This window comes from Enterobacteriaceae bacterium Kacie_13, assembly GCA_013457415.1.
In the GTDB taxonomy this organism is placed as follows: Bacteria; Pseudomonadota; Gammaproteobacteria; order Enterobacterales; family Enterobacteriaceae; genus Rahnella.
The window spans coordinates 1,177,780-1,199,829 of record CP045665.1 but is presented as its reverse complement, the minus strand read 5'-3'; the positions used below and the strand labels follow the sequence as shown (position 1 = coordinate 1,199,829).

Annotated in this window: 18 protein-coding genes and 1 pseudogene; 11 read left to right on the top strand and 8 right to left on the bottom strand. The window is 50.9% G+C overall.

Translation table 11 applies throughout. The features are described 5' to 3' along the window. Nucleotides 1-52: 52 nt before the first annotated feature. The 6 genes and pseudogenes from GE278_05420 to bolA form a co-directional block, all read right to left on the bottom strand. Nucleotides 53-2,407, bottom strand: a complete 2,355-nt coding sequence (locus GE278_05420; protein ID QLK60246.1) for an endopeptidase La — start codon at nt 2,405-2,407, stop codon at nt 53-55. Nucleotides 2,408-2,598: 191 nt separating this feature from the next. Beyond that, nucleotides 2,599-3,873: an ATP-dependent protease ATP-binding subunit ClpX gene (gene clpX, locus GE278_05415; GenBank protein ID QLK60245.1), complete on the bottom strand. Its 1,275-nt coding sequence runs from the start codon at nt 3,871-3,873 to the stop codon at nt 2,599-2,601. A gap of 231 nt (nt 3,874-4,104) precedes the next feature. Continuing rightward, nucleotides 4,105-4,728 carry an ATP-dependent Clp endopeptidase proteolytic subunit ClpP gene (gene clpP, locus GE278_05410; GenBank protein ID QLK60244.1) on the bottom strand — a complete coding sequence of 208 codons (624 nt, stop codon included), beginning with the start codon at nt 4,726-4,728 and terminating at the stop codon, nt 4,105-4,107. A gap of 416 nt (nt 4,729-5,144) precedes the next feature. Continuing rightward, nucleotides 5,145-6,449, bottom strand: a complete 1,305-nt coding sequence (locus GE278_05405) for a trigger factor (GenBank protein ID QLK60243.1) — start codon at nt 6,447-6,449, stop codon at nt 5,145-5,147. Further along, nucleotides 6,404-6,669: pseudogene (locus GE278_05400) on the bottom strand (hypothetical protein). The gene GE278_05405 and the pseudogene GE278_05400 overlap by 46 nt, the downstream one beginning before the upstream one ends. Nucleotides 6,670-6,898: 229 nt before the next feature. Then, nucleotides 6,899-7,213 (bottom strand): transcriptional regulator BolA, encoded by a 315-nt coding sequence (bolA, locus tag GE278_05395; protein ID QLK60242.1) that lies wholly within the window; start codon nt 7,211-7,213, stop codon nt 6,899-6,901. A gap of 343 nt (nt 7,214-7,556) precedes the next feature. Here bolA and GE278_05390 point away from each other — a divergent pair, with 343 nt between their 5' ends. The 9 genes from GE278_05390 (at nt 7,557) to GE278_05350 (ending at nt 18,020) form a co-directional block, all read left to right on the top strand. Continuing rightward, nucleotides 7,557-8,135 (top strand): hypothetical protein, encoded by a 579-nt coding sequence (locus GE278_05390; GenBank protein ID QLK60241.1) that lies wholly within the window; start codon nt 7,557-7,559, stop codon nt 8,133-8,135. 149 nt (nt 8,136-8,284) lie between these two features. Then, entirely contained in the window at nt 8,285-9,763 is a 1,479-nt protein-coding gene (gene ampG / locus GE278_05385) for a muropeptide MFS transporter AmpG (GenBank protein ID QLK60240.1), read from the top strand. Between the two features lie 435 nt (nt 9,764-10,198). Then, entirely contained in the window at nt 10,199-11,158 is a 960-nt protein-coding gene (locus tag GE278_05380) for a cytochrome o ubiquinol oxidase subunit II (protein ID QLK60239.1), read from the top strand. A 3-nt stretch (nt 11,159-11,161) separates the two neighbouring features. Beyond that, nucleotides 11,162-13,153: a cytochrome o ubiquinol oxidase subunit I gene (locus GE278_05375; protein ID QLK60238.1), complete on the top strand. Its 1,992-nt coding sequence runs from the start codon at nt 11,162-11,164 to the stop codon at nt 13,151-13,153. Next, entirely contained in the window at nt 13,143-13,760 is a 618-nt protein-coding gene (locus GE278_05370) for a cytochrome o ubiquinol oxidase subunit III (GenBank protein ID QLK60237.1), read from the top strand. The genes GE278_05375 and GE278_05370 overlap by 11 nt, the downstream gene beginning before the upstream one ends. Further along, nucleotides 13,757-14,089 (top strand): cytochrome o ubiquinol oxidase subunit IV, encoded by a 333-nt coding sequence (locus GE278_05365; GenBank protein QLK60236.1) that lies wholly within the window; start codon nt 13,757-13,759, stop codon nt 14,087-14,089. The genes GE278_05370 and GE278_05365 overlap by 4 nt, the downstream gene beginning before the upstream one ends. A gap of 18 nt (nt 14,090-14,107) precedes the next feature. Continuing rightward, nucleotides 14,108-14,992 (top strand): protoheme IX farnesyltransferase, encoded by an 885-nt coding sequence (gene cyoE, locus GE278_05360; GenBank protein QLK60235.1) that lies wholly within the window; start codon nt 14,108-14,110, stop codon nt 14,990-14,992. A gap of 188 nt (nt 14,993-15,180) precedes the next feature. Continuing rightward, complete coding sequence (locus GE278_05355) at nt 15,181-16,545, top strand: MFS transporter (GenBank protein QLK60234.1); 1,365 nt, start codon at nt 15,181-15,183, stop codon at nt 16,543-16,545. A gap of 176 nt (nt 16,546-16,721) precedes the next feature. Further along, nucleotides 16,722-18,020 (top strand): gfo/Idh/MocA family oxidoreductase, encoded by a 1,299-nt coding sequence (locus GE278_05350; protein QLK60233.1) that lies wholly within the window; start codon nt 16,722-16,724, stop codon nt 18,018-18,020. 84 nt (nt 18,021-18,104) lie between these two features. Here the strand turns inward: GE278_05350 and GE278_05345 are convergent, their stop codons facing one another. Beyond that, nucleotides 18,105-18,596: a YajQ family cyclic di-GMP-binding protein gene (locus GE278_05345; GenBank protein QLK60232.1), complete on the bottom strand. Its 492-nt coding sequence runs from the start codon at nt 18,594-18,596 to the stop codon at nt 18,105-18,107. 239 nt (nt 18,597-18,835) lie between these two features. Between GE278_05345 and panE the strand changes: the two genes are divergently transcribed. Together panE and yajL are read left to right on the top strand one after the other, a co-directional pair. Further along, nucleotides 18,836-19,747: a 2-dehydropantoate 2-reductase gene (gene panE, locus GE278_05340; protein ID QLK60231.1), complete on the top strand. Its 912-nt coding sequence runs from the start codon at nt 18,836-18,838 to the stop codon at nt 19,745-19,747. Further along, nucleotides 19,710-20,318: a protein deglycase YajL gene (gene yajL / locus GE278_05335; GenBank protein ID QLK60230.1), complete on the top strand. Its 609-nt coding sequence runs from the start codon at nt 19,710-19,712 to the stop codon at nt 20,316-20,318. Before panE ends, yajL begins: the two co-directional genes overlap by 38 nt. Nucleotides 20,319-20,384: 66 nt before the next feature. Here yajL and thiI read toward each other — a convergent pair whose 3' ends face one another. Continuing rightward, entirely contained in the window at nt 20,385-21,833 is a 1,449-nt protein-coding gene (thiI, locus tag GE278_05330) for a tRNA 4-thiouridine(8) synthase ThiI (GenBank protein ID QLK60229.1), read from the bottom strand. Nucleotides 21,834-22,050 lie beyond the last annotated feature (217 nt).

The window sequence follows — 22,050 nt, the reverse complement described above, 5'->3', positions numbered from 1 at the left end:
TGAGAATTCACCGGCCAGCCAGAGTTTTATTCAACTGTGTAAGTCGACATCACTATTTCGCAGCAACCGGTAACGCACCGTATGCTGGATTTTGCAGAGCAAAGTTCAGGACATCATCAATGCGTTTGACCGGATGGATCTCAAGATCTGCCAGCACGTTCGCCGGAATTTCTTCCAGATCGCGTTTGTTGTCGTCCGGGATCAGCACCACTTTGATACCGCCACGGTGTGCAGCCAGCAGTTTTTCTTTCAAACCACCGATTGGCAGCACCAGACCACGCAAAGTGATCTCGCCCGTCATCGCCACATCTGCACGCACAGGGTTACCGGTCAGGCATGACACCAGCGCCGTACACATTGCGATACCCGCGCTTGGGCCGTCTTTCGGCGTTGCCCCTTCTGGTACGTGAACGTGAATATCACGTTTTTCGTAGAAGTCAGGGTTGATGCCCAGCTTGTCAGCACGTGCACGCACGACCGTCAGCGCAGCCTGAATGGATTCCTGCATCACTTCACCCAGAGATCCGGTGTACGTCAGCTTACCTTTACCCGGTACGCAGGCCGTTTCGATGGTCAGCAGCTCGCCGCCCACTTCAGTCCACGCCAGGCCAGTGACCTGACCGACACGATTTTCGGTATCCGCACGGCCATAATCGACCTTTTGCACGCCGAGGAAATCTTTCAGGTTGTCGCCGTTAATTTCTATGTGCTTGAGGGTTTTATCCATCAGCAATTGTTTAACCGCTTTACGGCACAGTTTGGACAACTCACGTTCCAGACTACGCACGCCCGCTTCACGGGTATAGAAACGAATGATGCCGATGATTGCACTGTCATCCACAGTCAGTTCGTTCTTTTTCAGCGCGTTACGTTCGATCTGCTTCGGCAACAAATGCTGTTTAGCGATGTTCAGCTTTTCGTCTTCGGTGTAACCGGAAAGACGGATCACTTCCATACGGTCCAGCAATGGCGCAGGGATGTTCATCGAATTCGACGTCGCGACAAACATCACGTCTGACAGATCATAATCGACTTCCAGATAGTGATCGTTAAACGCTACGTTCTGCTCTGGATCCAGCACTTCCAGCAGAGCTGAAGCCGGGTCGCCGCGCATGTCAGATGACATCTTGTCGATTTCATCGAGCAGGAACAGTGGGTTTTTCACGCCGACTTTGGCCATTTTCTGGATCAGTTTGCCCGGCATAGAACCGATATAGGTACGACGGTGACCGCGGATTTCCGCTTCATCGCGAACGCCACCCAGCGCCATACGGACATACTCACGCCCTGTCGCACGTGCGATGGACTGACCGAGGGAGGTTTTACCTACACCCGGAGGCCCGACCAAGCACAGGATTGGCCCTTTGATTTTGCTGACGCGCGTCTGCACTGCAAGGTATTCAAGGATTCGGTCTTTGACGCGTTCAAGGCCAAAGTGATCGGTATCCAGAACTTCCTGTGCTTTGCGCAGATCTTTCTTCACTTTGCTGCGGGCGTTCCATGGTACCTGAAGCATCCAGTCGATATAACCACGAACGACAGTGGCTTCGGCGGACATCGGCGACATCATCTTCAGCTTCTGCAGTTCAGCTTCGGTTTTTTCACGCGCTTCTTTCGGCATTTTCGCCGCGTCAATTTTGCGTTTCAACGCCTCATGTTCATCAGGCGTGTCGTCCATTTCACCAAGTTCTTTCTGAATCGCTTTCATTTGCTCATTCAGATAATACTCGCGCTGGCTCTTTTCCATCTGTTTTTTGACACGATTACGGATGCGTTTTTCAACCTGTAACAGGTCGATTTCCGATTCCATCATCGCCATCAAATATTCCAGACGCTCGGTGATATCAAACATTTCCAGTACGGACTGTTTATCAGCGAGTTTCAATGGCATATGCGCGGCAATGGTGTCAGCCAGACGTGCAGCATCTTCAATGCTGTTCAGCGATGTCAGCACTTCTGGCGGGATTTTTTTGTTCAGTTTGATATAGCCTTCAAACTGATTAATCGCTGTGCGTACCAGAACTTCCTGCTCGCGTTCATCAACGGCCGGAGATTCAAGGTATTCTGCCTGGGCAGCAAAATGCTCGCCACTGTCAGAAAGTGTGGTAATGCGTGCGCGTTGTAACCCTTCCACCAGCACTTTTACCGTGCCATCCGGGAGCTTCAGCATTTGTAATATTGAGGCAACCGTACCCACGGAGAAGAGATCGTTAACGCCCGGCTCATCGGTCGACGCTTCTTTCTGCGCAACCAGCATGATTTTTTTGTCGTGATCCATCGCGGCTTCGAGGCATCGAATCGATTTTTCCCTGCCAACAAACAACGGGATCACCATGTGCGGATAAACCACCACATCGCGCAGAGGCAATACGGGGATTTCTATGCGTTCAGAACGCTCAGGGTTCATAGAGCTCTCTCTTAGTTTAGCTTCCGCCAGGTTAAGGAAATCTCGTGAAACACGAGTCAGACGGGTTTCAGCAAGTCGTTAACTGAGTATATGGGGATGAATGTCCGACATTCAACGATAAGAATGTGCGAAAAAAAAATGGGGGACTAAATCCCCCATTTTGTGGCTAACTCTCTGGATAGTTTGGCTAATTATTCACCAGACGCTTGTTGCGCCTCGGGCTTGCCATAAATCATCAGAGGTTCTGACTGGCCCGCAATCACGGACTCATCAATCACCACTTTCTCCACATCGTCGAGAGACGGCAGATCATACATAGTGTCCAGCAATGCAGCTTCAACGATTGAACGCAGGCCACGGGCACCGGTTTTACGGTTCATGGCTTTTTTCGCAATCGCAATCAGCGCTTCATCACGGAATTCCAGTTCAACGCCTTCCAGATTGAACAATGCCTGATATTGCTTAGTCAGGGCATTTTTCGGCTCTTTCAGAATTTGAATCAATGCATCTTCATTCAGCTCACTGAGCGTCGCGACCACTGGCAGACGACCGATAAACTCAGGGATCAGACCAAATTTGATCAAATCTTCCGGTTCAGCCTGTGCCAGCAACTGACCTTCAGTGGCTTTTTGCTCTTTGCCTTTCACTTCTGCACCAAAACCGATACCGGTACTGGTGTTAATACGCTGGCCAATCACTTTATCCAGACCGGCAAATGCACCGCCACAGATAAAGAGGATTTTCGAGGTATCAACTTGCAGGAATTCCTGCTGAGGATGCTTACGTCCGCCCTGCGGAGGAACAGCAGCAACCGTACCTTCAATCAGTTTCAGCAGCGCCTGCTGGACACCTTCACCGGACACGTCACGTGTGATCGATGGGTTGTCAGACTTGCGGGAAATCTTGTCGATTTCGTCAATGTAGACAATACCGCGTTGCGCTTTCTGAACGTCGTAATCGCATTTCTGCAACAGTTTCTGAATGATGTTTTCAACATCTTCACCCACGTAACCGGCTTCGGTCAGTGTGGTGGCGTCGGCCATAGTAAACGGCACATCCAGAAAACGCGCGAGGGTTTCAGCCAGCAGCGTCTTGCCGCTACCGGTAGGCCCGATCAGAAGAATGTTACTTTTGCCTAACTCGATACCATTGCTGGTATCGCCGTTACGCAAGCGTTTGTAGTGGTTATACACCGCCACGGCCAGCACTTTCTTCGCAGGTTCCTGACCGATGACGTAATCGTCAAGATGCTGACGAATTTCGTGCGGTGTAGGTAAAGCACTGCGTTCGCGGTGTGGCGCGACTTCTTTAATCTCTTCGCGAATAATGTCATTGCACAAATCGACACATTCATCGCAGATATACACTGACGGCCCGGCAATCAGCTTACGCACTTCATGCTGGCTTTTGCCGCAAAAAGAGCAGTACAGCAGCTTTCCTGAACCGTCTTTGCGCTTATCTGTCATCAGTAAACCTCTTCTCTAGTATCAGTCCCGCAGCGTTACAATAACACCGCGACACGACCATATTACACAACAGCCGCATGAGGGCTGATGTCTGTTCATTCATGTTATGACTCACATCGGGCAGAAAAGTGTCATTAATGACACACTCTTTTTCCTTCTCGGAAAAATTACCACCCGGATAACTTCCGTATGAGTATAACTATAGACCATCAGCCCGGCACGATTGAGCCGTCAGGCGCGATGGGTAAATACAGAATCCACTAAACCGTACTGTACAGCCTCATCAGCAGACAGGAAACGGTCGCGCTCTGTATCGCGCTCGATTTCTTCAAGCGTCTTGCCCGTGTGTTTCGCCATCAGCTCATTCATTCGGGATTTCACTTTCAGGATTTCTTTCGCATGGATTTCGATATCCGTCGCCTGTCCCTGGAAACCGCCCAGCGGCTGGTGGATCATCACGCGTGAGTTTGGCAGGCAGAAACGCTTACCTTCTGCACCTGCGGTCAACAGGAACGCGCCCATTGAACATGCCTGCCCCATACAAATCGTACTGACGTCCGGCTTGATAAACTGCATGGTGTCATAAATCGACATCCCGGCAGTAATCACGCCACCCGGTGAGTTGATGTATAGGTAGATGTCTTTTTCCGGGCTTTCTGCTTCCAGGAACAGCATCTGGGCAACAATCAGGTTAGCCATATGGTCTTCGACCTGGCCGGTCAGGAAGATGATGCGTTCCTTAAGCAGACGGGAGAAGATGTCGTAAGAACGCTCGCCCCGTGAAGTTTGCTCAACCACCATGGGTACCAACGCCATGTTTGGTGCAAATTGCTCTCTTTCACCACTGTATGACATAACCGTCTCCTAATAGATTCTGTTTGGCGCTATTTAAAACCGATTCTACTTGAGATAGACACACATGACTATGCTCAAGCGGCCAAGTCGCCATTTACACGCCTGACGGTCGTTATCAGTCAGATTCTGACTACAAATTTATGTGAATTCGTGTTTATCAATTGGGGGATTTAGGCCCCTTTTTCAAGCCTGTCGTCATAATTCTTTTCTCCATCCCCCAATTGGGGCCGCTCAAAGGCCATTTTGCGGGAGACAACGGAGTGATTCTACGTGCGCTGTGCCTTTAGAGATAAATATAGTGCAAAAACAACAGCCAAAACAAAAATACCTGATTTTCGGCAAATAAAAAGCCCGCAGTGAGAACTGCGGGCTTTTAGACGTGAATCTGCGGACAGATTCAACAACGTGCAATAAAATTATGCAGGTTGAGTCTGGTTCATCAGCTCGGTAAAGGTAGTGGCTTTTTCAGTCACTTTCGCTTTAGACAACAGAGTTTCGACCGCTTGTTCTTCCAGAGCGACGTTACGCATGTTGTTCATCAGCTCTTTATTTTTGCTGTAGAACTCAACAACTTCCTGTGGGTCTTCGTATGCAGAAGCCATTTCTTCGATCAGTGCTTTAACGCGATCTTCGTCAGCTTTCAGTTCATGCTGGCTGATGACTTCGCCCAGCAGCAGACCGACAACAACGCGGCGTTTAGCTTGCTCTTCGAACAACTCGCGTGGCAGTTCCAGCGCTTGTTTCTCGTTGCCACCAAAACGTTGTGCAGCCTGGCGACGCAGAACGTCAACTTCGCCGTCGATCAGTGCAGCTGGCACGTCGATTTCATTAGCGCTGACCAGACCGTCGATTGCCTGAGTTTTGATGCGGTTACGAACAGCACCTTTCAGCTCGCGTTCCATGTTTTTACGCACTTCAGCACGCAGACCTTCAACTGAACCATCAGCCACGCCGAAACGTTTGATGAATTCTGGCGTCAGTTCTGGCAGCTCGCGTTCTTCCACTTTCTTCAGGGTAATAACGAATTTAGCCGCTTTACCTTTCAGATTTTCAGCGTGGTAATCTTCAGGGAAGTTTACGTCGATGGTGAATTCTTCACCGGCTTTGTGACCGACCAGACCTTCTTCGAAGCCAGGGATCATGCGGCCCTGGCCCATAGCCAGTACGAAATCAGAGGCTTTGCCGCCTTCGAAATCTTCACCGTCGATGGAACCGGAGAAATCAACAGTCACGCGATCTTCTGCGGTGACAGCTGCATCAGTTTCTTTCCAGTCAGCTTGTTGCTTGCGCAGAGTTTCCAGCATGGTATCAACATCAGCGTCGTTAACTTCAACAACCGGTTTTTCAACTTCGATGTTTTCCAGATCTTTCAGCTCAACTTCCGGGTACACTTCAAATTCTACGGTGAAAGTGAAGTCTTCACCCTGCTTGTACTCACCTGGAATATAGTTAGGTGCGCCAGCTGGATTGACTTTTTCTTTGATGATCGCATCAACAAAGTTGCGTTGCATCAGATCGCCCAGTACGTCCTGACGTACTGACGCGCCGTAACGCTGTTCGATAATATGGCTTGGTACTTTGCCTTTACGGAAGCCGTCAATACGTACTTTTTTAGAGACGTTGACCAGTTCACTTTTCACTGCTTTTTCAATGCTTTCAGCAGGAACAGTAATCGTTAAGCGGCGCCCAAGGCCTTGAGTGGTTTCAACAGAAACTTGCATCTTGTTACCTCAAAAAAAAATCACAGTGCTCGGTCAACTCCAGAAGTCGTTCTCAAGATGAGAAGCACCGAAAGCGCAAACTTACCTTGAAAACGACTTCTAAGAACCGGGACAGTTCTGTATCAGAACGTAGCCCTGTATTCGAGAGCGTCCGAAACCATTCCGGAAAAATTAGACGCGACATTATAGCGACGCAGACGCATTGAGTCGAGGACGGTATCTACAAGCGCGGGAGGGAAACTCACACGGGGACTCGATCCTTCGAAAAATGCGGTCGATGCAGAGGCGTAAACTGCCCTTGTCGTCTGCCTGTCTTAGGAAAAACAAAAACGGCCCGCGGGCCGTTTCATGAAATTCGCATCTACTAATACCGCATCTGATAAGTAAAGTTCCAGTGATACTGCGTCAAACGGCGATATTTATGCCTTTTGTGAATCAGATCTCGACGATCAGGCCATTGTTCCGGCACCGCGACACGGGGGTGATGCCGGCACCGTGTCCTGCAACCCTTCCCATTCTTTTTGGGTGTAGGTGTGTAATGCCAGCGCATGAACGCTGCCTGCAAGTTCTTCGGCCAGATGTCCGTAAATAGCACGATGGCGCGCAAGAAAACGTTCACCAAGGAACTTATCGGAAACCATGACCACTTTGAAATGGCTTTCTGAGCCTGCCGGTACATTATGACGATAGCTTTCGTCAGTCACTTCCAGAAACGCGGGTTCAAACGCCTCGACTAACTTTGCTTCTATTTGCTCACGAATCATCGCTATCTCCTTACACCGTATCAGCAGAGAACTGCGCACGTCGGGTTCCCTTTGTCTTACATTCCTTTATCTTCACGTTCTACCCTTTAAGAATAGGCTGTTTTCCGACATCCACGTTAATCACTTCAAAAAATTTATAGGTTTGATTGATAAAATCGGCGCTCAGTCTGTCAAAGAATCTGCGGTTAAGCCATGGATGAAGACCGTAATCAGCAGACCTGATGAAATAAAGCGCTAAAAAATCACTTTTCCAGATTGTTGGGACTTCCCCCCGCAAATGGCAATGTTATGATGTCGGCATAATTATGAGCACTATTCCCTTATAAATATTGAGAAAACACACATGTTAAAGAAAATCATTTTCCCTGTTCTGGCGATGTTGATGCTGGCAGGCTGCGCCACCAGCACCAACACGCTGGACGTTTCGCCAAAAATCGTTCTGCCTTCACAAGACCCAACGCTCCAGGGCATCACTATCAGTGTAAATGGTGCTGACCAACGTAAGGATCAGGCACTGGCGAAAGTTAACCGCGATGGCCAGCTGATTTCCCTGACCCCTTCACGCGACCTGCGTTTCCTGTTGCAAGAGTCTCTTGAAAAACAAATGACCGCACGCGGTTATATGGTGGGTGCTGACGGTACAGTCGATCTGCAAATCGTCGTGAACAACCTGTATGCGGACGTTCAGGAAGGTAATCTGCGTTACAACATCACCACCAAAGCAGACATCTCCATCATTGCTACTGCGAAAAATGGCAGCAAGCAGGTGAAAAACTACCGCTCGACTTATAACGTTCAGGGCGCGCTGTCTGCCACTAACGCTAAAATCACCACCGCGGTGAACACCACGCTGGGCGATGTCATCAGCGACATGGCGTCAGACACCAGCATCAGCGACTTCATCAAAGCGAACGCGCGTTAAGTTTTCATTGTTGTCAGCCTGATACTTTCTGCCCGGCCTGTCCGGGCAGAATGCTCTATAAAGTCCGTGAATTTACTCCCCGTGAAGCAACCCTTCCTTTATTATGCCCATGCACCACTCTTTCACCTGTCCGCAGGAACATACTTTTCATGATCAGTCAGTATTTTAAGATTTTCACACAGCGTAATACGGTCATTTTACTGCTGCTGGGTTTTGCTTCAGGATTACCGCTGGCGCTGACCTCCGGCACGTTACAGGCGTGGATGACGGTCGAGAATGTCGATCTGAAAACCATCGGTATCTTCTCGCTGGTCGGTCAGGCTTACGTCTTCAAATTCCTGTGGTCGCCGATGATGGACCGCTACACGCCCTCTTTTCTCGGGCGCAGGCGCGGCTGGCTGGTGCTGACGCAACTGCTGCTGGTGATGGCGATTTTCGGTATGGGCTTTATGGATCCGTCGAAAGATCTGTTCTGGCTGGCGGCGCTGGCGGTTCTGATTGCTTTTGCCTCTGCATCACAGGATATCGTCTTTGACGCCTATAAAACGGACTTACTGCCCGCTGAAGAGCGCGGCAATGGTGCAGCGGTTTCGGTCCTGGGGTACCGGCTGGCGATGCTGGTTTCCGGTGGGCTGGCACTGTGGCTCGCCGACCGCTATCTCGGCTGGCAGCACATGTACTGGCTGATGGCAGCCCTGATGCTGTGCGGTGTGCTGGCGACGCTGATGGCGCCGGATCCGGAAAATTCACAACCCGCACCACGCACCATCGAAATGGCGGTGGTCGCACCGCTGAAAGACTTCTTTGGCCGCAACAACGCGTGGCTGATTTTACTGCTGATCGTGATGTACAAAATGGGCGATGCCTTTGCCGGCAGCCTGAGTACCACTTTTTTAATTCGCGGCGTGGGGTTCGATGCAGGGGAAGTCGGACTGGTGAATAAATCATTAGGACTGCTGGCGACGATCGTCGGTGCCCTGTTCGGCGGGATGCTGATGCAACGTCTGAGCCTGTTCCGCGCGCTGATGCTGTTTGGGATTTTGCAGGCCGTCTCCAACGCTGGTTACTGGATCCTCGCAGTAACCGACAAACATCTCTATTCCATGGGCGCTGCAATCTTCTTTGAAAACCTGTGCGGCGGCATGGGTACGGCAGCATTTGTTGCCCTGCTAATGACGCTCTGCAACCGATCATTCTCCGCCACGCAGTTCGCACTGCTTTCTGCGCTTTCCGCCGTGGGCCGCGTGTATGTCGGGCCGATTGCGGGCTGGTTTGTCGAAGCCTATGGCTGGCCATGGTTTTATTTGTTCTCTATCGTGGCCGCTGTTCCTGGTTTGCTGTTGCTGGCAGTCTGTCGCGACACGCTGGAGTACACGCAAAAAACCGACAGTTTCCTGCCGCGTATCCACTTCGCCACACCGTATCGCTGGGCGTTGCGCTGCATGGTTGCCGGAAGCGTATTGCTCGGTCTTTGGCTGTTAACGCTGATGGTGAACAGTCTTGGCTGGGCGTCGTGGCAATCGCTGGCAGTGATGCTGCTCGAAGCCGGAGCATTCATCTGTCTGGCGGGAATTTTCCTCGGCAGCCTGCTGGATTTCCTGTCACTGCGCCGCAGTGCACGCGCCTGATTTTCCGCCGTTCATTTTCAAAATGAATGGCGGAGGCAATTTAACAATTCATCTATAAATATTGCTCAACAATTTGCCGTCGGAAAAAATATTATTTTCTGTTTTTATTTTTTCGGCGGTCATTTGATGCTTTTTATTTCACCTTAAATCTACATTAATTTAACATTAATTAAACCTTCCAGCCGAATAATCGGTGAGAATAATATTTACAAATTTCGACACCCCTTGTTTTTCATCACTATAGAAAAAAATCTATACGCAACATATTGTTGCCCACTGTGAATTGTCACGATCCGTGACATGTGTGACTGCGTTAACATAAAGTGTCAACAGCGCTTTGACACTTGTTTAAGCGTGTTTACAGTCCTGCAACCTTCCCGTAAAATGCCCGCACACCTGAAGCGACAATAGAGCCCTAGTTATTGAGGTCGTTAGATGAGACTTAAGAAATACAATAAAAGTATTGGGATGTTGTCCTTATTTGCTTCCGCGTTAATGTTAAGCGGTTGCAATACGGCATTGATGGATCCCAAGGGAGCAATTGGACTTGAACAGAGAACGCTGATTTTAACGGCAATCGGTTTAATGCTGATCGTTGTTATTCCAGTTATTATCATGGCGTTTGCCTTTGCGTGGAAGTATCGTGCTTCCAACACAAAAGCAACCTACAGTCCTAACTGGTCCCACTCCAACAAAATTGAAGCCGTCGTCTGGACTGTTCCAATTATTATCATTGCCATTCTGGCAACGATTACCTGGAAGACCACCCATGCGCTTGATCCGTTCAAGCCAATCGTATCTGACCAAAAACCGATGACGGTAGAAGTCGTTTCTCTGGACTGGAAATGGTTGTTCATTTATCCGGAACAGGGCATCGCAACTGTTAACGAACTGGTTATCCCGAAAGACGTGCCTGTTCAGTTCAAAGTCACTTCAGACTCTGTGATGAACTCGTTCTTTATTCCTCAGTTAGGCGGACAGATTTACGCGATGGCGGGTATGCAGACTCAGTTGCATTTGATTGCAAATGAAGCCGGTACCTACAAAGGCATCTCGTCAAACTTCAGTGGCCGTGGTTTCTCTGGCATGAAGTTCAACACGATTGCGACCCCAACCCGTGGCGATTTCGACACCTGGGTAGCGAAAGTGAAAAGCGCACCGAACCAACTGGCAACCACTGATGACTTCAACAAACTGGCTGCACAGAGCATCGACAACCCGGTCGAATATTTCTCTGTCGCTAAACCAGGCCTGTTCAAAGAAATCATTGGCAAATACTCCATGCATGACATGAAGGCAGCGCCAGAAGGTCATACCATGCCAATGCCTGCAGGCACTGACATGAAAGGCATGGATATGGGTGGACAGTCTCACGCAGCCGGAGCCGAGGAATAAACGATGTTCGGAAAATTAACGCTTGATTCGGTTCCGTATCATGAACCGATTATCATGGTCACCGTTGCCGCAATAATCCTGGGCGGTCTGGCAGTTGTTGCCGGTATCACCTATTTCGGCAAGTGGAAGTATCTGTGGACCGAGTGGCTGACCTCCGTCGACCACAAAAAATTAGGTATCATGTACATCATTCTGGCTTTCGTCATGCTGTTGCGTGGCTTTGCCGATGCCATCATGATGCGTAGCCAGCAGGTACTCGCTTCTGCGGGTGAACCTGGCTTCCTGCCGCCTCATCACTACGACCAAATCTTTACCGCGCACGGCGTGATCATGATTTTCTTCATGGCGATGCCTTTCGTTATCGGTTTGATGAACGTGGTGGTTCCTTTGCAGATCGGTGCACGCGACGTTGCGTTCCCGTTCCTGAACAACGTCAGCTTCTGGTTCACCGCTGCTGCTGTGATTCTGATCAACATCTCTCTGGGTGTCGGTGAATTCGCGCAGACTGGCTGGTTGGCTTATCCGCCGTTGTCCGGTAAGGAATACAGTCCGGGGGTAGGGGTCGATTATTGGATATGGAGTCTACAGATATCCGGTATTGGTACCTTACTGACCGGTGTTAACTTCTTTGCGACCATCCTTAAGATGCGCGCACCAGGCATGCCGCTGATGAAAATGCCGGTATTTACCTGGGCCGCACTGTGCACCAACGTGTTGATTATCGTGTCCTTCCCGATTCTGACCGTAACTGTTGCATTGCTGACTTTAGACCGTTATCTGGGCACCCATTTCTTCACGAATGATATGGGCGGCAACATGATGATGTACATCAACCTGATTTGGGCCTGGGGCCATCCGGAAGTGTACATTTTGGTTCTGCCAGTCTTTGGTGTGTTCTCTGAAGTTACCGCAACCTTCTCTAAGAAACGTCTGTTTGGTTACACCTCGCTGGTATGGGCAACCATCGCCATCACCGTGTTGTCGTTCGTCGTATGGTTGCACCACTTCTTCACCATGGGTTCAGGCGCTAACGTCAATGCCTTCTTCGGCATCATGACGATGATCATTTCTATCCCGACCGGGGTAAAAATCTTCAACTGGCTGTTCACCATGTATCAGGGCCGTATCACGCTGAACGCAGCGATGCTGTGGACCGTTGGCTTCATTGTCACCTTCTCTGTGGGCGGTATGACCGGCGTTCTGTTGGCGGTTCCGGGTGCTGACTTCGTGTTGCACAACAGCCTGTTCCTGATTGCTCACTTCCACAACGTTATCATCGGTGGTGTGGTCTTCGGTTGCTTCGCAGGTCTGACTTACTGGTTCCCTAAATCCTTCGGCTTTACGCTGAATGAAAAATGGGGTGTGCGTTCATTCTGGTTCTGGATCATCGGCTTCTTCGTTGCATTCATGCCGCTGTACGTACTGGGCTTCATGGGGATGACCCGTCGTGTCAGCCAGAATATCGATCCTGAGTTCCATCCGCTGCTGGTTATCGCCGCGTGCGGTGCAGCGCTGATTGCTATCGGTATCCTCTGCCAGCTGATCATGATCTTTGTTTCTGTCCGCGACCGCGACCAGAACCGCGATCTGACCGGTGACCCGTGGGATGCACGTACTCTGGAGTGGTCAACCTCTTCTCCTCCTCCGTTCTACAACTTCGCTATCGTGCCGCAAATTCACGACCGCGACGAATTCTGGGACATGAAAGAGAAAGGCACCGCTTACAAGCAACCTGCAAAATATGAAAAAATTCATATGCCACGTAACAGCGGCGCAGGCTTCATCATCGCTATGTTGAGTCTGGTTTGTGGTTTCGCATTAATCTGGGATATCTGGTGGCTGGCAGCAGTAAGCTTCCTCGCACTGGTTGTGACCTGGATTGTGAAAAGCTTCGACGAAGATGTTGATTACTACGTATCAGCTGAAGAAGTCGAACGTATTGAAAATCTTCATCATGAACAAATCCGTAAAGCAGGTGTGAAACATGGCAACTGATACCCTGACTAACCACGACGCAGCCCATGCAGAGCATGGGCACCACGACGCGGGTGAGACCAAAGTCTTCGGCTTCTGGATCTACCTGATGAGTGACTGCGTACTGTTTGCGAGCTTATTCGCAACTTACGCGGTGCTGGTGCACGGGACCGCGGGTGGCCCGACTGGTAAAGACATTTTTGAACTGCCGTTCGTTCTGGTAGAAACCTTCTTCCTGCTGTTCAGTAGTATTACGTACGGCATGGCGATGCTTGGCATGAACAAGGGCAGCGTAAAAGCGGTCAACGGCTGGTTGTTCCTGACCTTCCTGTTCGGTCTGGGCTTCATCTGTATGGAAGTGTATGAATTCCATCACCTGATCAAAGAAGGTTTCGGCCCGGATCGCAGTGGTTTCCTGTCAGCGTTCTTTGCGCTGGTAGCAACTCACGGGATCCACGTAACCTGTGGTCTGATCTGGATCATCATCATGATGGTACAGGTAAGTCGTCGTGGTCTGAACGCCGTTAACCAAACCCGTCTGATGTGCCTGAGCCTGTTCTGGCACTTCCTGGACGTTGTCTGGATCTGTGTATTCACCGTTGTTTACCTGATGGGGGTATTAGCATGAGTCATTCTGCCACTTCCCACGGCGGCGCAAGCCACGGCAGCGTGAAGTCATACCTGATTGGCTTCATCCTGTCAGTGATCCTGACGGTTATCCCGTTCGCCATGGTCATGAGCGATACTGCTTCGCATTCACTGATCATTGGTACCGTGGTTGCATCCGCGGTCATCCAGATCGTTGTCCATCTGGTGTTCTTCCTGCACTTAAGTACTGCGTCGGAAGCTCGCTGGAATCTGGTGGCATTTCTGTTCACCGCTGTGATTATCTTTATCGTCGTTGTGGGCTCATTGTGGATTATGTATAACCTCAACCTCAATATGATGGTCAGTTAAAGAGCCGAGCTGCACGTGATGATTAAGCAATACCTGCAAGTAACGAAACCAGGAATTATTTTCGGCAACTTAATTTCTGTCATCGGGGGATTCCTCCTTGCTGCCAAAGGCAACATCGACTTCCCACTCTTTCTCGCCACTTTGGTGGGCGTTTCGCTGGTCGTCGCATCGGGTTGTGTGTTTAACAACTTCATCGACCGCGACATCGACCGGATCATGGAAAGAACGAAGAACAGGGCCCTGGTAAAAGGACTTATTCCGCCGAAAACAACCCTGGTTTATGCCACTATTCTGGGTATTGTGGGCTTTGCGTTGTTGTATATCGGCGCCAATCCGCTGGCCATGTGGCTGGCGGTGATGGGCTTTGTGATTTATGTCGGCGTTTACAGCCTGTACATGAAACGCAACTCGGTCTACGGCACGCTGATCGGCAGCTTGTCTGGCGCGGCGCCACCGGTAATTGGTTACTGTGCCGTTTCCGGCCAGTTTGATACCGGTGCGCTGATCCTGCTTCTGATATTTAGCCTGTGGCAGATGCCGCATTCGTACGCGATTGCCATCTTCCGCTTCAAAGATTATCAGGCAGCAGGCATCCCGGTTCTGCCCGTGGTGAAAGGCATTTCCGTCGCCAAGCATCATATTACCGTCTACATTCTGGCGTTTATGATTGCCACGCTGATGCTTACCCTGAGCGGCTACGCAGGTTATAAATACCTGATTGTCGCGGGTGCAGTGAGTGTGTGGTGGCTGGGCATGGCACTGAAAGGTTACAAGGCTGAAAACGACGTGGTCTGGGCGAGGAAGTTGTTTGGCTTCTCCATCGTGACCATTATGTCGTTGAGCTTCATGATGTCTGTGGATTTTAATTCCGCACCGACATCGCTGCTAACCTACGTTTGGTGATCCGAGCTGTTAGCCTGACGCGCTGTCGTTCATTCCGATAATCAGCACACTGAAAGGCCAGTAGCGATACTGGCCTTTTCTTTTGTTCTGACGGAAAGCAAAACCCGTAATATCTGCTAAAGATCCATCGTTTTACCCCAACTCGCCAAAAGCACTACAATGCACGATTGTTATTTTGAGGTAGTAATGTGAACGATAACCAGATGACCCCGCAGGAAAGTCGGGCAACATGGGGACTAGGGACAGTATTTTCTTTACGCATGCTCGGCATGTTCATGGTTCTTCCCGTCCTGACCACCTACGGTATGGCGTTATCCGGTGCCAGCGAAACGCTGATCGGCATCGCAATCGGTATTTATGGCCTCGCGCAGGCCGTGTTCCAGATCCCGTTTGGATTAATGTCTGACCGTGTTGGCCGTAAACCGCTGATCGTCTTTGGTTTGATCATTTTCTGTATCGGCAGCATCGTTGCCGCCTCGACTGAATCCATCTGGGGCGTGATCATTGGTCGTGCTCTGCAAGGCTCCGGGGCAATTGCCGCCGCGGTCATGGCGCTACTGTCGGATCTCACCCGCGAGCAGAACCGCACCAAAGCGATGGCCTTTATCGGCATCAGTTTCGGCGTGACGTTTGCGATTGCGATGGTACTCGGCCCAATCATCACGCACGCCTGGGGTTTACATGCACTGTTCTGGGCGATTGCCGCGCTGACCATCGTCGGTATTATTATTACCGTCGCCGTCGTCCCCTCCCCTGCCACGCATATTCTCAATCGCGAATCGAGCATGGTGAAAGGCAGCTTCGGCAAAGTGCTGAGCAACCCGAAATTACTGAAGCTGAATTTCGGCATTCTGTGCCTGCACATCCTGCTGATGTCGAGCTTTGTGGTGTTGCCGCAGGTGATGGAACACGCGGGTTTCCCGCCAAGTGAACACTGGCGGGTGTATCTGGTCACTATGCTGACGTCATTTGTCGCGGTGATCCCGGTGATAATTTACGCCGAAAAAAAGCGCCACATGAAGCAGGTTTTTATGGGCTGCGTGGCGGTTTTACTGCTGGCTGAAATCGTGCTGTGGTCTGCCGGTCTGCATTTGTGGGCAGTCATCGCCGGTATCCAGCTGTTCTTCCTTGCCTTCAACGTGATGGAAGCGATTTTACCTTCGCTTATCAGTAAAGAATCTCCGGCCGGATATAAAGGCACCGCAATGGGGCTTTATTCTACCAGCCAGTTTATCGGCGTGGCGATTGGCGGCAGTTTAGGTGGCTATGTTTACGGTAATGCGGGTGCGGGCGCGGTCTTCCTGGTGTGCGCGGCCATTGCCGTTGTCTGGCTGCTGGTCAGTTCGACCATGACCGAACCGCCGTACGTCAGCAGTCTTCGCATCACGCTGTCTGAACTGGCCGTGAAAGACTCCGCCCTGCAGGCACGTATCATGGCGCAGCCAGGTGTGGCTGAAGCAGTGGTTGTGCCGGAGGAATTCAGCGCTTACGTGAAAGTTGATACTAAACAGACCAACCGTAAGGCGCTGGAACAGCTGGTCAGCGCTGCCTGATTAAAATCTCCTTACTGTTGTAAATATTGGCGTGCCTCTGAAAATGGCACGCCATTTCATTTTGATGTCGCCGCTGTGATACACCTCACTTTAAAATCTCACGTAATCATTATCCTCAGGAATTCCTTAATAAAAATTCTGGCAGCCATGACGGCTTTTCAGCCTTTGGGGATCTCATGAAAACGTATGCTTTAGTGGGCACCGGTGGACGCTCTGGTTTATACATTGACGCGATCACCGGCAAATACCGCCATAACGCACAGTTTGTGGCTTTCTGCGACACCAATCAGACACGCATGAATTATGCAAATCAACAACTGGCGCAGCGTGACATCGCGCCGGTTCCCACCTGGAAAGCCGCCGACTTCGGCGACATGCTCAGTGAGACTAAACCCGACATCGTGATTGTCACCAGTGTGGATCGCACACATGACGATTACATTGTCCGCGCCCTGCATGCCGGTTGTGATGTGATCACCGAAAAGCCGATGACCATCGATGAAAACCGCGCGCTGCGTATTCTCGATGCGGTTGATGCTACTGGCTATCAGGTTCGCGTAGCCTTCAACTATCGCTATGCGCCGCACCACAGCAAAATCCGCGAACTGCTGATGCAGGACACCATCGGCGAAGTCCTTTCTGTGCATTTTGAATGGCTGCTCAATACCGAACACGGCGCAGACTATTTCCGCCGCTGGCACCGTGAAAAGCGCAATTCTGGCGGCCTGCTGGTGCACAAATCCACCCACCATTTTGATCTGATGAATTTCTGGCTTAACAGTACGCCGGAAAAAGTTTATGCACAGGGCGACCTGCGTTTTTATGGTAAAGAGAATGCCGAGAAGCGCGGCGTAACGGAGTTTTACCCGCGGGCACACGGCTATTCACAAGCAGAGAACGATCCTTTCGCTCTTAACATGGCAGATAACGCCCAGCTCAAAGCGCTGTATCTGGATGCTGAGCACGAGGACTACTATTTTCGCGACCAGAGCGTGTTCAGCGACGGCATCAGCATTGAAGATACACTATCGGTGCTGGTGAAATATCAGAACAAAGTGCAGATGACCTATTCGCTGAACGCTTATCTTCCGTGGGAGGGGCTGAACGTAGTCTTCAACGGCACCAAAGGCCGTATTGAAATGAAAATAGTCGAGATGTCCTACGTGAATGCAGGCGGTAAACGTGAAAACGAGGGGTGTCTGGAAGAAGCGAAGATTATGGTGTATCCGCTGTTTGCCAAAGCGTGGGAAGCCGAATTCTCACTCGGTGAAGGCGGGCACGGCGGCGGTGATAACGCGATGCTCGAAGATCTGTTCGGCGAACGCAAAGAGGATCCGTTAAAGCGCGCCGCCGATCACCGCGCCGGGGCAATGTCGATCCTCACCGGGATCGCCGGGAATCTCTCGATTCAGTACGACAAACCGATCTACTTCAAAGACTTCGAGCTGGTGAAACGCCTGCAACAGAAGAAATAGCACGTATTAAAAAGGGACGCCATAAGCGTCCCTCATCACTAAATAACCAGGTCATTGGAGTTGCAGCTCAAAAAACGACGGTGATTAGTCGCGGAAATTTTTGAACTGGAACGGCTGTCCCAAATTCCCGTTACGCACCAGCGCCATCACTGCCTGCAAATCATCACGTGCTTTACCGGTTACGCGAACTTCATCGCCCTGAACCTGCGCCTGGACTTTAATCTTACTGTCTTTGATAAGCTTAACGATTTTCTTCGCCAGTGTCGATTCAATACCCGAATGCAGTTTGGCTTCCACGCTGTAGGTTTTACCGCTATGTTCCATCTGCTCTGGAATTTCCAGCGCGCCGCCTTCGATCCCACGCTTGGCTAACTTCTCACGCAGAATATCCACCAGCTGATTGACCTGAAAATCAGATTCGCTGGCCACTTTGATGCTCTCATTTTTTTCGTTGAGATCGAAGCTGGCTGGCACATTGCGGAAATCCCAGCGGGTTTGCAGGTCACGGCTGGCGTTTTCCACGGCGTTACGAACTTCCTGCATGTCGATTTCGGAAACAATGTCAAAAGACGGCATAATCGCTTCTCCCTGTAGTTTTGTATTGCACGTTATATGGCGTGCATAATACCGCCTTCAACCGCCGATGCCAAACGACAGCAAAGTTCCAGCCACAAATGGGCACGGTGGTCAAAAAGTGCAGGTGAAAATGTGATGTGCAGCACAAATGTCTATACTAATACGATAACCGGACAGCAGAATATTCTTTCTACACCCGATTCCTACGGCGTATTTCGCCACCACTCCCAGGAGGCACAATGAAAATTACAGTATTAGGTTGCGGTGCGCTGGGACAACTTTGGCTATCAGCCCTTTATCAGCAAGGTCACGACGTACAGGGGTGGATCCGCATTGCGCAGCCTTTTTGCGCCGTCAACGTGATTTCCCCGGAAGGCGTGGCGTTTAACCGAAATATGCCGACCAACGATCCAGAGCATCTGGCGCAAAGCGAGCTGCTGCTGGTGACGCTCAAAGCGTGGCAGGTTTCCGGTGCAGTCAGCGCCCTGATGCCGATGCTCAATGATAATTGCACCATTTTGTTGTTACACAACGGCATGGGCACGGTGGAGGAGTTGCCAGCTAACCGGCTGGCTATCTTACAAGGCGCCACCACCCACGCCGCCCGGCACGAAGGTAACGCGATTTTGCACGTGGCCTCTGGCATGACTCACATCGGCCCGGTGACGGCGCGGGGCTCGGCGCACAGTGGGCTGGCAGATACCCTGCATCATGCGCTGCCAGACGTTGCGTGGCACGACAACATCAGGCCGTCGCTATGGAACAAGCTGGCGGTCAACTGCGTTATCAATCCGCTCACCGCCCTGCATGAATGTACCAACGGCGATCTGATCGGTTACGCCGATCAGATTGAGCAGATTTGTCTGGAAGTTGCGAAGGTAATGGCGATCGAGGGATATGAGATCCACAGTGAATCACTGCTGAGTTTTGTCTATCAGGTGATCGACACTACAGCGGCCAACCATTCCTCAATGTTGCAGGACATCCGTCATCAGCGTCACACCGAAATCGATTATATTACCGGTTATGTGCTGCGCCGCGGGCGCAAACATGGGCTGAGCCTGCCGGTAAACACCCGACTATTTGAACAAATTAAAAGAAAGGAAAATGACTATGAGCGCATCAGTTCTGGTCTGCCTGGCACCTGGTAGCGAAGAGATTGAAGCAGTCACCGCCATAGATTTGCTGGTTCGCGCAGGCATTCGCGTCACCACTGCCAGCGTAGCAGGCGACGGTAATCTGGAAATCCGCTGCTCGCGAGGCGTGCGCATTCTGGCGGATGTCGCGCTGGTGGACGTCGCCGACGAAGATTTTGACGTGATCGTTCTGCCGGGCGGCCTGGGCGGAGCAACCTGTTTCAGCGAAAGCCCCCTGCTGGTGGAGAAAGTCCGTCAGATGCACATCAGCGGGAAAATTGTCGCTGCAATCTGCGCCGCACCCGCGCTGGTACTGGAATATCACGACCTGTTCCCGGTGGGCAATATGACCGGTTTCCCAGGGCTACGCGATAAAATCGATCCGAATAAATGGTCAGATCGCCGGGTGATTTTCGATCCGCGCGTTAATCTGTTGACCAGCCAGGGACCGGGCACGTCGATGGAGTTTGCGCTAAAGATTATCGATCTGCTCCTCGGTAAAGCCAAAGCGGCAGAAATCGCCGCGCAGCTGGTGCTCTCGCCAGGGATTTACAACTACACCGACGAAGGTGCCCGCGAATCCTGACCGATATATCAGAAAGCAAAAGGGGCTCAGCGCAGCTGAACCCCTTTTGTTGAGTCCGAAGATCTTCTACGGACGATAGACCTTCACATTATTAAAGCCCTGCTCTTTCAGATACAGCGCCTGCAAACGGCTCATGACACCGCGATCGCAGTACAGCAAATAGGTTTTACTCTGATCCAAATCGCCGAACTGCGTCGCCAGCTTATAGAATGCCAGCGTCTTCACTTCGACATTCTCAAGCTCCAGCGGTTCGGCTTCGGCTTCATCCGGCGCACGCACATCAAGCACGATATCGGTAGCCACAAACTTCGCCACGGTTTCGACTTCCGGGACTTCCTGAGCGGCCTGCTGAGCGATTTCACGGATATCAACGTTTCGCGCTTCGCTTACCACTTTATCCAGCACCGAGAAATCAAACATCGCTTCTTCGGCTTCGATTTTGGCTTTCACCGCTTTCACGGTCGGGCTTTTGGAAATCACGCCGCAATATTCCGGCATGGTTTTGGCGAAGTCTTCAGTACCTATCTCACGGGCAATTTTGATGATGTGTTCTTTGTCGTGAGAAATCAGCGGACGCAGGATCAGCGTGTCGGACACGTTGTCGATGAGACGTAAGTTGGTCAGCGTCTGGCTCGATACCTGACCCAGCGCCTCGCCGGTCACCAGCGCCTGAACGCCGTAGCGCTCCGCGATAGAAGACGCTGCGCGTACCATCATACGTTTAAGAACGACGCCCATCTGCCCGTCTTCGATTTTTTCCAGGATCTCACCGACCACCGGTTCGAAATCAATAGCGATAAAACGTACGCGGTGTGAACTGCCAAAACGGTTCCACAGGTAATGAGCCACCTGTTTTACGCCGATTTCATGTGCTGCGCCGCCGAGATTAAAGAAGCAGTAATGCACACGACAGCCGCGACGCATCAGCATATAACTGGAAACGCCAGAATCGAAACCGCCTGAAATAAGCGACATCACGTCTTCCTGCGTACCGATTGGATAACCACCCTGACCTTCGAGACGGCTTTTCACCAGCACCAGCTTATCGTCGTTGATTTCAAGTTTCACCGTCACTTCTGGTGAGGTGAGATTCACCCGCGCAGACTCGATATGCTGGTTCAGACCACCGCCCACGTAGCGTTCTACGTCGCCGGAGCTGAACTCATGCTTACCGCGACGCTTTACGCGTACGCAGAAGGTTTTGCCTTCCACTTCAGAACGATACGCGTCGAGCGCCTGTTCGAAAATGTTGTGCATGTCGGTATAAGGACGATCTTCTACTTCTTCCACGTAGCGGATACCCGGAATACGGCACAGCATTTCCTGGATGAGATCGTGTTTGCTTTCGTCTTTACTGCGAACTTCGATATGATCCCAATGGCGAACGACTGCCAGCGTCTCATCATGCGGTCGCACAATGTTGCGAATGCTGCTTGAGAGGATCTTAATGAACCGCAAACGCACAGATTGGCTCTTGATGGTGATTTCAGGGAACAATTTAATGATAAACTTCATGGCAGTCTTTTGTTAGCAGGTTAAAAAACGGGGTAGTAAGTCGCTGAATAAGGATCTAGGATCCTATTATTGCTAAGCCTTATGTTTGTTTATGAATCATCAGTTTTGTGCCACATTGGGCTTAGCAATAAACTCAGCGGCGCAGAGTATATCACTTTTCATGGATATTCTGCGCGCAAAACCAAGCAGCAGTGCCATGCTTAACGGGATGTCTTCC

Bases quoted from the DNA above. Each gene is read 5' to 3' on its own strand.
- GE278_05420 (QLK60246.1), bottom strand. From the start codon at position 2,407: ATGAACCCTGAGCGTTCTGAACGCATAGAAATCCCCGTATTGCCTCTG.
- clpX (QLK60245.1), bottom strand. From the start codon at position 3,873: ATGACAGATAAGCGCAAAGACGGTTCAGGAAAGCTGCTGTACTGCTCT.
- GE278_05350 (QLK60233.1), top strand. From the start codon at position 16,722: ATGAAAACGTATGCTTTAGTGGGCACCGGTGGACGCTCTGGTTTATAC.
- GE278_05380 (QLK60239.1), top strand. From the start codon at position 10,199: ATGAGACTTAAGAAATACAATAAAAGTATTGGGATGTTGTCCTTATTT.
- thiI (QLK60229.1), bottom strand. From the start codon at position 21,833: ATGAAGTTTATCATTAAATTGTTCCCTGAAATCACCATCAAGAGCCAA.
- panE (QLK60231.1), top strand. From the start codon at position 18,836: ATGAAAATTACAGTATTAGGTTGCGGTGCGCTGGGACAACTTTGGCTA.
- bolA (QLK60242.1), bottom strand. From the start codon at position 7,213: ATGATTCGTGAGCAAATAGAAGCAAAGTTAGTCGAGGCGTTTGAACCC.
- GE278_05375 (QLK60238.1), top strand. From the start codon at position 11,162: ATGTTCGGAAAATTAACGCTTGATTCGGTTCCGTATCATGAACCGATT.
- yajL (QLK60230.1), top strand. From the start codon at position 19,710: ATGAGCGCATCAGTTCTGGTCTGCCTGGCACCTGGTAGCGAAGAGATT.
- GE278_05345 (QLK60232.1), bottom strand. From the start codon at position 18,596: ATGCCGTCTTTTGACATTGTTTCCGAAATCGACATGCAGGAAGTTCGT.
- GE278_05405 (QLK60243.1), bottom strand. From the start codon at position 6,449: ATGCAAGTTTCTGTTGAAACCACTCAAGGCCTTGGGCGCCGCTTAACG.
- GE278_05365 (QLK60236.1), top strand. From the start codon at position 13,757: ATGAGTCATTCTGCCACTTCCCACGGCGGCGCAAGCCACGGCAGCGTG.
- ampG (QLK60240.1), top strand. From the start codon at position 8,285: ATGATCAGTCAGTATTTTAAGATTTTCACACAGCGTAATACGGTCATT.
- GE278_05390 (QLK60241.1), top strand. From the start codon at position 7,557: ATGTTAAAGAAAATCATTTTCCCTGTTCTGGCGATGTTGATGCTGGCA.
- clpP (QLK60244.1), bottom strand. From the start codon at position 4,728: ATGTCATACAGTGGTGAAAGAGAGCAATTTGCACCAAACATGGCGTTG.
- cyoE (QLK60235.1), top strand. From the start codon at position 14,108: ATGATTAAGCAATACCTGCAAGTAACGAAACCAGGAATTATTTTCGGC.
- GE278_05370 (QLK60237.1), top strand. From the start codon at position 13,143: ATGGCAACTGATACCCTGACTAACCACGACGCAGCCCATGCAGAGCAT.